The sequence below is a fragment of the Microbacterium sp. B19 genome (genome assembly GCF_000333395.1).
In the GTDB taxonomy this organism is placed as follows: domain Bacteria; phylum Actinomycetota; class Actinomycetes; order Actinomycetales; family Microbacteriaceae; genus Microbacterium.
Map to the genome: position 1 here is coordinate 1 of NZ_BADA01000270.1, position 11,174 is coordinate 11,174.

The following is an 11,174-nucleotide window of genomic DNA, read 5'->3' on the forward strand; positions in this document are numbered from 1 at the left end:
ACCTGATGAGCCCGCTGCGCCCCCTCGATCAGTCGTCGAAGCTGAAGGATGTCCTCTACGAGATCCGCGGGAAGCCCCTCGTCGAGGCCGATCGACTCGAGCCGAGGGGCACTCGATCCTCAAGCTGAACACCGGCAACCCGGCGATCTTCGGCTTCGAGGCACCGCACCAGATCGTGCGCGACATGATCGCGTCGGTGCCGCACGCGCACGGCTACAGCGACAGCCGTGGCATCCTGTCCGCCCGTCGCGCGATCGTGTCGCGATACGAGCAGGAGCCCGGCTTCCCGCACGTCGACCCCGACCACGTGTACCTCGGCAACGGGGTGTCCGAGCTGATCACGATGACGATGCAGGCCCTCCTCGACGAGGGGGACGAGGTGCTGATCCCGGCGCCCGACTACCCGCTGTGGACGGCGATGACGAGCCTCGGCGGCGGCACCCCCGTGCACTACCTGTGCGACGAGTCGCGCGAGTGGCAGCCCGACCTCGAGGACATCCGGTCCAAGGTCACCCCGCGCACCAAGGCGATCGTCGTGATCAACCCGAACAACCCGACGGGTGCGGTCTACTCGCGCGAGATCCTCGAGGGCATCGCCGACATCGCCCGCGAGCACTCATTGCTGCTGCTGTCGGACGAGATCTACGACCGCATCCTGTTCGACGACGCCGTGCACATCCCGATGGCGACCGTGGCCCCGGATCTGCTCTGCCTGACCTTCAACGGCCTGTCGAAGACGTACCGCGTCGCGGGGTACCGGTCGGGGTGGCTCGTCATCACCGGGCCGCAGGACCACGCCGAGGGGTTCCTGCAGGGCATCAACCTCCTGGCATCCACGCGTCTGTGCCCCAACGTGCCGGCGCAGTTCGCGGTGCAGGCGGCGCTGTCGGGGGTGCAGTCCATCAACGGACTCATCGCGCCGTCCGGGCGGCTGCACGAGCAGCGGGATGCCGCGTGGAAGGGCCTCGAGGCGATCCCCGGCGTCTCGTGCGTGCTGCCGCGGGGTGCGTTGTACGCGTTCCCCCGCTTCGATCCCGAGGTGTACGAGATCCCCGACGACGCGGCGTTCGTGCGCGACTTCCTCGTCGCCGAGCACGTGCTGCTCGTGCAGGGGTCGGGCTTCAACTGGCCGGCGACCGACCACGTGCGCATCGTCACGCTCCCCGAGGCTCGGGTGATCTCGGATGCGATCGAGCGTCTGGGCAACTTCCTCGCGTCCTGGCGGCCTTGAGCGCGGTCAGAGCAGCGCGAGGGCGGTGACGCGCCAGCGACCGTCGAGCCCCTCGATGCGGAGGGCGATCGCCCGTGTTCTCGTGCGCGCCGAGGCGATCACCGTGGCCTCAAAGACGCCGTCCACGGGCGAGAAGAGGTGCACCGAGCGGATCTCGTGCACGTCCCGCGGTGCCGCCATGCGTCGCGCGCTCCGTGCCCGCGCGGCCAGACCGGCGCGGACCACGATCGCCCGATAGACGTCCTCGGTGGTCCATCGCGCGAGCTGCTCGGCCTCGCGAACCCCGGCGAAGACCTCGAGCACCCCGCGCACGACGTTGCGGATGAAGACTTCTGCGGAGGGAAGCTCGTCCGACGAGGTGCGCTGGGGCGCGAAGAAGGCGTCGGATCGAACGGTGGTTCGGGACGCCGAACCACGGGGGAGGGGAGCAGGCATAGCGGGGGGAAACTTCCGTGTCTCGTGGTGCCGGGGACAGTGGCACGACGGTAGGACGGAGGCGACCGGTGAAACCAACCGTGCGGAAGCGCGCAGCTCGCGCGAGTCGCGGGTGAAACGCGGGCGGTGGTCAGTCGGGGTGCCGCACGTCGCCGTGACCCCACAATTCCGGGAAGCTGGCGGCCTGCGACTGCTCCCAGAGTGCGGTGCGGCGGACGGTTTCCGCCTGGTCGTCGAGATAATCCTCGACGCTGTCGAGCTCGATGCGCCACTCCTGCCCAGGCCCGACGCGCACCCCTCGGATGCGTCCCTCACCCACCAGCGAAAGCACGCCCGGTACCTCGATCCCCAGCATCCGGGCGACGGATTCCGGGGACGCGAACCGGTCAGGGGGTGACGGCACCTCGGGCACGCGATCATTATGTCCCCCGAGTTGCCGGGGCGACCATTTCACCCTCGTACTTCACCCGCCACGCCAACCGGCCCGGCGCGACGCCCCGCGCGGCTTAGGGTGAGAGGGTGTCGACACTCAGCGAACTCGTCTACGCCCAGGGCCGCTCCAGCGAAGCCGACGTCGAGTGGCTGCACCGACTCGCCGGTGACGGCCAGCTTCTCGCCGACCTCGCGTTCGCCGACATCGTGATCTGGGTGCCCACGCCCGACGACTCGTTCGTCGCCGTGGCGCACACCCGACCCGGGGGAGCGGCGACCCTGTTCTACCGCGACATCGTCGGTGATCGCGTGCGTCCGCAGTGGCGCACCCAGGTGCGCGAGGCGTTCCAGAGCGGACGCATCGTGGACTCGGCATCCCCGGACTGGTTCGAGGAGACGCCGACGCGCGTGCGGGCGGTGCCGATCGTCCGCGAACTCTCGCGCGAGGGGCACCCCGTGACCACGGTGGGTGTCCTCACCCGCCACACCAATCTCGGCGAGACCCGCACGCCCTCGCGGCAGCAGATCACCTTCAACGATTGCGCCGACGACCTGTTCGGCATGATCGCCTCGGGCGAGTTCCCCGACCTCAAGGCGCCGACCTCGCCCCGTCGCGGCGCCCCGCGCGCATCGGACGGCCTCATCCGCCTCGATGTCGATGGCATCACGACGTTCGCCAGCCCCAACGCGCTCTCGGCGTTCAACCGCATGGGGTTCGACGACGAGCTCGAGGGGGAGTCCCTCGCCGAGGTCACCGAGCGCATCCTCCCCGCCAAGCGTCAGGACGTCGACGAGTCCCTGCCGATCGTCGTCACCGGCCGTGCCCCGTGGCGCGCCGACATCGAGGCGCGCGGCGTGCAGGTGTCCCTGCGCACGATCCCGCTCCGCGACCGCGGCACGCGCATCGGCGCGATCGTGCTGAGCCGCGACGTGACCGAGATCCGGCACCAGGAGCAGGAGCTCATCACCAAGGACGCGACGATCCGCGAGATCCACCATCGCGTCAAGAACAACCTCCAGACCGTGGCATCCCTCCTTCGCATCCAGGCGCGGCGGACGCACTCGGACGAAGCCCGGGATGCCTTGACCCAGGCCATGCGGCGCGTGTCGGCGATCGCGGTCGTCCACGACACCCTGTCGGAGGGCCTCGCGCAGAACGTTGACTTCGACGACGTGTTCGCCCGCGTGCTCAAGCTCGTCGCGGAGGTCGCGGCCGCGCCCAACACCCGCGCGCGGACCCGCAGCACGGGGCGGTTCGGCACGCTCCCGAGCGAGTACGCGACGCCCCTCGCGCTGGCGCTCACCGAGCTCGTGACCAACGCCGTCGAGCACGGCCTCGCGGGGCAGGAGGGCGACGTCGAGATCTCCGCCGAGCGCGGCGACGAGATGCTCGAGGTGCGCGTGCGCGACACCGGGGTGGGGCTGCCCGAGGGGCAGGTGGGCCGCGGCCTCGGGACGCAGATCGTGCGCACCCTGATCCAGGGCGAGCTCGGCGGCACCATCGACTGGCACACGCTCATGGGAAACGGCACCGAGGTGACCATCGAGATCCCCCTGCGGTACATCGACCGCGCGAACGCCTGACCCCGCGCTGCGTCGGTGATCGGCGCGACCTCCGCGACCGGCGCAATCTCAGCGACCGGCGCGACCTCAGCGATCCGCGCAACCTCAGTAGCCTTCCGCACGTGCGGGCTGATTCTGGGCGGATGACTGACGTTGCGCCGCGCGCAGCGCCGGAGCCGCGGCCGGCGCAACCTCAGCGATCCGCGCAACCTCAGCCGCTCGCTGCCGCTTCGCGCTGAGCCGGCGCGGATCACGGACCCGGCGCGGATCACCGACCCGGCGTGGATCACCGACCCTGCGCGGATCACGGGGCGAGCGTGAACGGGCACGGAAACGGAAGAAGCCCACCCCCGGAGGGGTGGGCTTCTCGGCGACGTGGGGTCAGGAGGCGCGGCGGGCGCGTGCGGCGCGGCGCTTGAGCGCGCGGCGCTCGTCCTCGGAGAGGCCGCCCCACACGCCCGAGTCCTGGCCGGACTCGAGGGCGTACTGCAGGCAGACCTCGGTGACGGTGCAGCGCGCGCAGACCGACTTGGCCTTCTCGATCTGGTCGACCGCGGGGCCGGTGTTGCCGACGGGGAAGAACAGTTCGGGGTCGACGGTCAGGCAGGCTGCTTTGTCGCGCCAATCCATAGGGGTGCTCCTTGTTGCGGAAAAATTTCTGATGGCGGGCACCGGGGTTCGGGTCCGGTACCCTGGTGGGATACGCGAGCGATTGCTCGCCCCACGTCGCTGTGGGAGCACACGGCTTTTCCCATGCTCCCACAGCGCTTCCGGCCGATCAAGAGGTAACCGGCAGGTTTCCAGGTTGCAACGCTGGGGAAACACTCGTCGGGAAGGATCGCGGGTCATGCCGGTTCGTCTTCTGGCCGCGCTCGTCCTCGGGCTCGAAGCGATCGGCGTGCTGGCGCTCGCCGGGTGGCAGGTCGTGGCGCTCATCGGGGGCGACACCGACTCGGTGGTCAGCTCGCTCGCGCTGATCGTGCTCACCGTCATCGGCGCCGCGGCGATCGGCGCCTTCGCCGTGGCAACCGCGCGCGACGTCTCGACCGGCCGGTCGGGGGGAATCGTGACGCAGCTGCTGATCCTGTCGGTCGCGATCGGCGCGCTGACGGGGGAGTGGGCCTCGCCCGGTGTGGCCCTGCTCATCGCGGTACCCGCGCTCGTCGGCTTCGCCCTGCTTGTCCTCGCCGTGCGGGCGGCTGCGCCGCGGCGCCGCGACGACGCCTGACGAACCGCGCGCCGGGCTTTGGCATCCATCGGCGAGGTCGCCGATTCGGGGCGCGTTCCTCGTTCCGGGGCGTGAAATCTGCGCCCCGGAACGACGGATGCGCCCCAAACCCGACAATGACGCCGCGCGGCGTCGACCACGGCGTGGCCGACCGCGGACCGGGTCAGGCGGTGGCGAGGCCGAGCGTCTTGCGCAGGCGCGCGACGTGGCCGGTGGCCTTGACGTTGTACTGCGCCTCGACGATGCGGCCCTCTTCGTCGATCACGAAGGTCGAGCGCAGCACGCCGGTGATCGTCTTGCCGTAGTTCTGCTTCTCGCCCCACGCGCCATACGCCTCGTGCACGGCGTGGTCGGGGTCGCTCAGCAGCGGGAACGTCAGGCCGTCGCTGTCGCGGAACGCGCGCAGCTTCTCGGGGGTGTCGCGCGAGACGCCGAGGACGGTGTATCCGGCGCCCTGGAGCGAGGCGAGGCTGTCGCGGAAGTCGCAGGCCTGCGTCGTGCAGCCGGGCGTCTGCGCCGCGGGGTAGAAGTACACGATCACGCGGCGACCGCGGAAGTCGCCGAGTGAGACGGGATGCTCGTCCTGGTCGAGCAGGGTGAAATCGGGAGCGGCCTGGCCGGCTTCGAGGGTCGTCACCCCTCCAGCCTAGAACGCTCGATGGACCGGAACGTCGTGAGAAGTCGCTGCAGCGAATCGAGGCGGGCCGCTGCCCCCGGGCCGAGGCGACCGGATGCCACGGCCTCGATGATCGCGCAGTCCGGCGCGTCCGGGAGGTGGGTGCAGCCGCGGGGGCATTCCTCGGCGACCTCCGCGAGGTCGGTGAACGCGGCGAGGACGTTGGCGGGGTCGACGTGCCCCAGCCCGAAGGACCGGACGCCGGGGGTGTCGATGACCCACCCGGATCCGGCCGTGCCGCGGTAGCGCAGCGAGACCGCCGACGACGAGGTGTGACGACCGCGGCCGGTGACCTCGTTGACGTGGCCGGTGGCGCGCTCGGATCCCGTCAGGGCGTTCACGAGCGTCGACTTCCCGACGCCGGAGTGGCCGACGAACACCGTCGAGTGGCCCGCGAGGGCTTCGCCGATCCGCTCGAGCGGCATGTCCTCCCGCCCGCTCGTGAACACGCGCAGATCGACGCCCTCGAAGTGGGAGAGGAACTCGCTCGGATTCGACAGATCGGTCTTGGTCACGACGAGCATCGGGCGGATGCCGGCATCCAGCGCCGCGACGAGATAGCGGTCGACGAGGCGTTCGCGCGGTTCGGGGTCGGCCGCGGCCACGACGATGAGCATCTGGTCGGCGTTGGCGACGATGACGCGCTCGACCTGATCGGTGTCGTCAGCGCTGCGCCGCAGGAGGGACGTCCGCTCCTCGATGCCGACGATGCGGCCGAGCGTGCCCTCGGCGCCGGAGAGATCGCCGACCACGCGCGCCCGGTCGCCGTTGACGATCGGCTGCTTGCGCAGTTCCCGCGCGCGGGTCGCCAGGACGCGCCGCTCGTCGGGGCCGTCCTCGTCGACGAGGACCGTGTACCGGCCGCGGTCGACGCCCAGCACCCGGGCGATCTGCGCGTCGGCGTGGGCCGGGCGGCGCTTGGTGCGGGGGCGGTTCGCCTTCGGGTTCGGGCGGACCCGGACCGACGACTCGTCGAATTCGAGGTCGTCGTCGTCATCGGCTGCGTCGTCGAGCCAGCTCACGCGTCAGTCCGAGGCATCCGTGCCCAGCATCGTTCGCCAGAGGGCCGCGAACTGCGGCAGGGTCTTCGCGGTCGTGCCGATGTCGTCGATGACGATGCCGGGAACACGCAGACCGATGAGCGCGCCGGTCGTGGCCATGCGGTGGTCGTGGTGCGCTTTCCACTCGCCGCCGCGCAGCGGCGCGGGGACGATCCGGATGCCGTCCTCGAGCTCGTGCGCCTCGCCGCCGATCCCGCGGAGGTTTCCGACGAGGGCGGCGATGCGGTCGGTCTCGTGCCCGCGGATGTGGCCGATGCCGTGCAGCGTGGTCGGGCCATCGGCGAAGGCGGCCAGGCCGAAGATCGTCGGGGCCAATTCCCCCGCGGCCGAGAGGTCGAGTTCGGCACCCTGGATGCCACCACCCGCCGTGACCGTCAACGTGCCGCCGCGCCGGTGCACGTGCGCGCCCATCTCGCCGAGGATCTCGGGGAGCAGCGCTCCGGGCTGGGTGCTGTGCGCGGGCCACCCCGTCACCGAGACGGATCCGCCGGTGACCATCGCCGCGGCCAGGAACGGGGCGGCGTTGGACAGATCGGGTTCGATCGCGACGTCCTTCGCGCGGATCGGGCCGGCCGGCACGATCCACTCGCCGACCGCGGGATGCTCGACGTGGACGCCGCGGTGCGCGAGGGCCTCGACCGTCATGTCGATGTGCGGAACGCTGGGGAGCCGCGAGCCGACGTGGCGCAGGTGCAGTCCGACGTCGAAGCGGGGAGCGCTGAGGAGGAGCCCCGAGACGAACTGGCTCGACTGGCTCGCGTCGATCTCGACCTCACCGCCGCGCACGTGCCCGTGGCCGCGAACGGTGAAGGGGAGTGTCCACCCGCCGCCCGCGTCGATGTCGACGCCGACGTCGCGCAGCGCGGACACCATGGCGCCCATCGGGCGGTGCAGGGCGCTCTCGTGGGCCGTGACGTACACGTCGCCGCGCGCGAGACCGGCGACCGGAGTGACGAAACGCATCACGGTGCCGGCCTGACCGCAATCGACGGTCGTACCTCCCGTGAAGCTCGAGGGCGGGGTCACGCGCAGGTCGGGTCCGAACGGGGATCCCTCGTCGATCTCCTCGATCCCGACGCCGAGCGTGCGGAGCGCGTCGATCATGCGCGCCGAGTCGTCGGAGTGGAGCGGCGCGTGGAGCACGCCCGGTCCGTCGGCCAGGGCCGCCAGGACGAGTTCTCGGTTGGTCAGCGACTTCGACCCGGGCACCGTGACCGTGGCATCCACCCCGCCGTCGGCGACGGGCGCACGCCACTCACCGCGCGGCGCGGCGGTCGGGGAAAGGGGGGAATACCCGTGGTCGCTCATCGGTTTCTACCCTACTGAAAGGGGATGACACGTGACCGCACTTCTCGAACGTCCGGCTCTGGGTTCAGCCCTGAGGTGGGCCGAAGACACGCCCGACGTAGACTTGCCGTCAATGGACGACAAGGCACCCACGGGTCCGCTCGAGGCGGAGCCCCGCGCACAGTTCGAAGAGCAGGCACTGCCCTTCATGGATCAGCTGTACGCGGCGGCCATGCGCATGACCCGGAACCCGGCCGACGCGGCCGACCTCGTGCAGGAGACCTTCGTGAAGGCCTTCGGCTCCTGGTCGAGCTTCACGCAGGGCACCAACCTCAAGGCGTGGCTCTACCGCATCCTGACGAACACGTACATCAACACGTACCGCAAGAAGCAGCGCGAGCCGTACCAGAGCGCCATCGACGACCTCGAGGACTGGCAGCTCGGTGGCGCCGAGTCGACGACGGCCACGAGTGCCCGTTCGGCCGAGGCCGAAGCGATCGACCACATGCCCGCGTCCATCGTCAAGGACGCGCTGCAGTCGATCCCCGAAGATTTCCGGCTGGCGGTATACCTCGCGGACGTCGAGGGCTTCGCCTACCAGGAGATCGCCGACATCATGAAGACCCCGATCGGCACGGTCATGAGCCGCCTGCACCGCGGCAGGCGGTTGCTGCGTGACCTGCTGTCGGATTACGCGAAGGAGCGCGGCATCCAGGCCGCGACGGGAGTGAAGAAATGAGCGACTGCGGCTGCGACAAGGCACGGCGCGATCTGGAGGAGTACCTCCGCAACGAGGTGTGCAAGACGGAGCACAACGACATCCGCGAGCACCTCGAGAAGTGCCCCGAATGCCAGAACGAAGCTCTCGTGGCGCGGACCCTGACCGAGGTCGTGGCCCGCGCGTGCAAGGAGACGGCTCCCGACGAGCTGCGCGACCAGGTGCTGGCGCGACTGCGGTCGCTGCAAGCCGCGCACTGACCGCGCAATCTCCCCGCGCGGAGGACGGGGTGGTCCGTAGGCTGGGGTGATGTCCACCTCGCAGCACCCGACCATTCCCCTGGATGCCGAATCCTCGGCGGCGCTGGCCCGCTCGGGCCTCGAGTACGCCGTGGTCGACCCCGACTCCGCCGGCTTCGAGCCCTTCTTGCGGTCGGTCTCGCGCGGGTTCCTCGGCGAGGAACCGTCCGCCGACGAGGTGGAGAGCGCGCGCCGCGCGCTGCGTTCGCGCCGTCTGACGGGCGTGTTCGACCGGGCCGGCGTCGCGCCGGACGCACCGGTGGCAACCGTCGACTCGTGGATCAGTGAGCTGACCGTGTCGCCGGAGCGCACCCTTCCGCTCTGGTCGATCAGTGCCGTCACCGTGGCACCGACGCACCGCCGGCGCGGTATTGCGACCGCGATGCTGACGGGCGAGCTGCGCGCGGCCGCCGCTGCCGGCTACGCGCTCGCGGGCCTGACGGTGACCGAGGCCACGATCTACGGGCGGTGGGGATTTTCGCCCGCCGCGTGGGCTTCCCACGTCGTCGTCGACACGCGCCGGGCGCGCTGGACCGGTCCGACCGCTCCCGGTCGCCTCGATTTCGTCTCGCGGGAGAGCCTGCCCGAGCGGCTCAGCGCCGTGCACGAGCGTGTGCGCGTCCGTCGGCCGGGTGCCGTCCCCGGATGGGAGGGCCGCTGGCGCGGCGTGGCCGGGCTCACGCCGGATGCGAAGGATGCCAAGAACATCCGGGCCGTGGCCTACACCGACACCGCGGGGGTCGAGCGCGGCATCCTCGTGTACACGATCGCCGAGCGCGAGGAATACACCGAGCACGAGCTCCAGGTGCGCGCGCTCTTCGCTGACGGAGACGAGGCACTCGCCGCGCTGTGGCGTTTCGCGCTGGAGCACGACCTCGTCGGCAAGGTGACGGCCGAACTGCAGCCGCCCGTCCCACCCGTGCAGTGGATGGTCTCCGATCGGCGCGCGGTCACGGCGACCCTGACCGACCATCATTGGCTCCGCATTCTCGACGTGCCCGGAGCGTTGGCATCCCGGGCCTATTCCGGCCCGCTCGACCTGGTGATCGGCGTCGAGGACGCCCTGGGCTTCGCCGACGGAGCGTGGCGGATCCGCATCGGTGCCGACGGAGAGGCCTCGGTCGAGCGTGCGGCCGCTGAGCCGGACGTGTGGATGCCGGTCGGCTCGCTGTCGTCGCTCCTGCTCGGGGGTGTCCGGGCCACCGAACTCGCGACCGCCGGTCTCGTGCGCGGAGCGGGGGAGGATCTGGCCGCGATCGACGGGGCGTTCGCCCCCGCGGCGACGCCGCTCCTCGACATCTGGTACTGAGAATCGCCCATAGAGTCCCCGAGTAACATCCCTCCGATGTCCGACGCCCCTGCCCCGCCCGCCGCTCCACGGCGCGGTCGGCGTACCCGGGAGCGGTCGGGTGCGTTCCTCAGGGCTGCGGGGCGGTACGTCCGAACCCATCCGGTGTCGTTCGCCTTCGTCGTGATCATCCTGACCTCCGCCGCCCTCGTCGGGTCGCTCTGGGGCGAGGACGCGTCGGTCTGGGGCGCGGGCCCCCTCGCGACGTTCGGGGCGGGGCGGTGGTGGACTCTCCTCACCGCGCTCGTCATCCCGGACTCGACCATCGACGCGGTGGTGTCGGCCGCATTGGCGGTCACCGTGCTCGCCTATGCGGAACGGCTGCTGGGATCGCGGCGGACCGCGTTCCTCCTCGCCGTGCTCGGCTTGTCGGGTCTTCTCGCCGGGATCGGGCTGCACGCAGCGGCGTGGGCGGTGACCGACTTGCGCCCCGTGATCGCCGCCGAAGTGCCCGTCCTCGACCCGACGACTCCGATCGCGGGCGTCGTGATGGCGGCCTCGGCCTTCGCGTCGACGCTGTGGCGCCGCCGTGTCCGCCTCGTCGGCTTCGCTGCCCTCGCTCTCTTCGCGCTCTACGCCGGCGACGCGGACTCCTGGTACCGCCTCAGCGCCGCGCTGATCGGTCTCGTCGCGGGCGAGATCCTCGCGCGCGGGCGGGAGAGGCGCGCCTGGCATCGCAGCTCCACCCGCGAGACGCGGACGCTGCTCGCGCTCGTCGTCGCCGTCGTGGGGAGCGGCCCGTTGGTCGCCCTCATCAGCGGCGGCGGTCGAGGCCCGCTCTCGCTGGTCGTGGATGCCTACATCCAGTACGACGACGAACTGCTGTCGCGGTGCGGCCGGATGTCCTCGTCGGTGTGCGACGAGCAGGTGGCGCTGCTGATGACGCGGGGGCTCGG

The 11,174-nt window shown here is 71.0% G+C and carries 11 protein-coding genes and 2 pseudogenes; 7 read left to right on the forward strand and 6 right to left on the reverse strand.

Annotated features, from left to right (window positions below):
- Positions 1 to 5: 5 nt before the first annotated feature.
- Positions 6 to 1,231: pseudogene (locus tag I5G_RS21735) on the forward strand (pyridoxal phosphate-dependent aminotransferase).
- 6 nt (positions 1,232 to 1,237) lie between these two features.
- Here I5G_RS21735 and I5G_RS21740 read toward each other — a convergent pair.
- A complete protein-coding gene (locus I5G_RS21740) occupies positions 1,238 to 1,666 on the reverse strand; it encodes an Rv3235 family protein (RefSeq protein ID WP_022878921.1) in 429 nt (142 codons plus the stop codon).
- A gap of 130 nt (positions 1,667 to 1,796) precedes the next feature.
- Positions 1,797 to 2,078 carry a helix-turn-helix domain-containing protein gene (locus I5G_RS09935; RefSeq protein ID WP_022878922.1) on the reverse strand — a complete coding sequence of 94 codons (282 nt, stop codon included), beginning with the start codon at positions 2,076 to 2,078 and terminating at the stop codon, positions 1,797 to 1,799.
- A 107-nt stretch (positions 2,079 to 2,185) separates the two neighbouring features.
- Here I5G_RS09935 and I5G_RS09940 point away from each other — a divergent pair, with 107 nt between their 5' ends.
- Positions 2,186 to 3,682, forward strand: a complete 1,497-nt coding sequence (locus I5G_RS09940; protein WP_022878923.1) for a sensor histidine kinase — start codon at positions 2,186 to 2,188, stop codon at positions 3,680 to 3,682.
- Between the two features lie 360 nt (positions 3,683 to 4,042).
- On the opposite strand, the gene I5G_RS09950 is transcribed toward I5G_RS09940, so the two are convergent.
- Positions 4,043 to 4,291, reverse strand: a complete 249-nt coding sequence (locus I5G_RS09950) for a WhiB family transcriptional regulator (protein WP_013583608.1) — start codon at positions 4,289 to 4,291, stop codon at positions 4,043 to 4,045.
- A 217-nt stretch (positions 4,292 to 4,508) separates the two neighbouring features.
- Here I5G_RS09950 and I5G_RS09955 point away from each other — a divergent pair, with 217 nt between their 5' ends.
- Positions 4,509 to 4,889 carry a hypothetical protein gene (locus I5G_RS09955; protein ID WP_022878925.1) on the forward strand — a complete coding sequence of 127 codons (381 nt, stop codon included), beginning with the start codon at positions 4,509 to 4,511 and terminating at the stop codon, positions 4,887 to 4,889.
- Positions 4,890 to 5,052: 163 nt separating this feature from the next.
- Here the strand turns inward: I5G_RS09955 and bcp are convergent, their stop codons facing one another.
- From bcp to aroA, 3 genes are read right to left on the reverse strand one after another with little or no spacing between them, the layout of a single operon-like run.
- On the reverse strand, positions 5,053 to 5,526 hold the full coding sequence (bcp, locus tag I5G_RS09960) for a thioredoxin-dependent thiol peroxidase (protein WP_022878926.1): 474 nt from the start codon (positions 5,524 to 5,526) through the stop codon (positions 5,053 to 5,055).
- Complete coding sequence (rsgA, locus tag I5G_RS09965) at positions 5,523 to 6,587, reverse strand: ribosome small subunit-dependent GTPase A (RefSeq protein ID WP_022878927.1); 1,065 nt, start codon at positions 6,585 to 6,587, stop codon at positions 5,523 to 5,525. The genes bcp and rsgA overlap by 4 nt, the downstream gene beginning before the upstream one ends.
- A gap of 3 nt (positions 6,588 to 6,590) precedes the next feature.
- Positions 6,591 to 7,934, reverse strand: a complete 1,344-nt coding sequence (gene aroA / locus I5G_RS09970; protein WP_022878928.1) for a 3-phosphoshikimate 1-carboxyvinyltransferase — start codon at positions 7,932 to 7,934, stop codon at positions 6,591 to 6,593.
- Positions 7,935 to 8,046: 112 nt separating this feature from the next.
- Here aroA and I5G_RS09975 point away from each other — a divergent pair, with 112 nt between their 5' ends.
- The 4 genes and pseudogenes from I5G_RS09975 to I5G_RS09990 all read left to right on the forward strand — a co-directional run.
- Positions 8,047 to 8,652: a sigma-70 family RNA polymerase sigma factor gene (locus I5G_RS09975; protein ID WP_022878929.1), complete on the forward strand. Its 606-nt coding sequence runs from the start codon at positions 8,047 to 8,049 to the stop codon at positions 8,650 to 8,652.
- Complete coding sequence (locus I5G_RS09980) at positions 8,649 to 8,891, forward strand: zf-HC2 domain-containing protein (RefSeq protein ID WP_022878930.1); 243 nt, start codon at positions 8,649 to 8,651, stop codon at positions 8,889 to 8,891. The genes I5G_RS09975 and I5G_RS09980 overlap by 4 nt, the downstream gene beginning before the upstream one ends.
- Positions 8,892 to 8,940: 49 nt before the next feature.
- Complete coding sequence (locus I5G_RS09985; protein ID WP_022878931.1) at positions 8,941 to 10,239, forward strand: GNAT family N-acetyltransferase; 1,299 nt, start codon at positions 8,941 to 8,943, stop codon at positions 10,237 to 10,239.
- 36 nt (positions 10,240 to 10,275) lie between these two features.
- Positions 10,276 to 11,174 (forward strand): annotated as a pseudogene (locus I5G_RS09990) (hypothetical protein); the annotation flags it as partial.

What these genes read in the sequence shown, in the direction of transcription:
- I5G_RS21740 (WP_022878921.1), bottom strand. Translation starts at nt 1,666, where the DNA reads ATGCCTGCTCCCCTCCCCCGTGGTTCGGCGTCCCGAACCACCGTTCGA.
- I5G_RS09950 (WP_013583608.1), bottom strand. Translation starts at nt 4,291, where the DNA reads ATGGATTGGCGCGACAAAGCAGCCTGCCTGACCGTCGACCCCGAACTG.
- I5G_RS09955 (WP_022878925.1), top strand. Translation starts at nt 4,509, where the DNA reads ATGCCGGTTCGTCTTCTGGCCGCGCTCGTCCTCGGGCTCGAAGCGATC.
- aroA (WP_022878928.1), bottom strand. Translation starts at nt 7,934, where the DNA reads ATGAGCGACCACGGGTATTCCCCCCTTTCCCCGACCGCCGCGCCGCGC.
- I5G_RS09975 (WP_022878929.1), top strand. Translation starts at nt 8,047, where the DNA reads ATGGACGACAAGGCACCCACGGGTCCGCTCGAGGCGGAGCCCCGCGCA.
- I5G_RS09980 (WP_022878930.1), top strand. Translation starts at nt 8,649, where the DNA reads ATGAGCGACTGCGGCTGCGACAAGGCACGGCGCGATCTGGAGGAGTAC.
- I5G_RS09985 (WP_022878931.1), top strand. Translation starts at nt 8,941, where the DNA reads ATGTCCACCTCGCAGCACCCGACCATTCCCCTGGATGCCGAATCCTCG.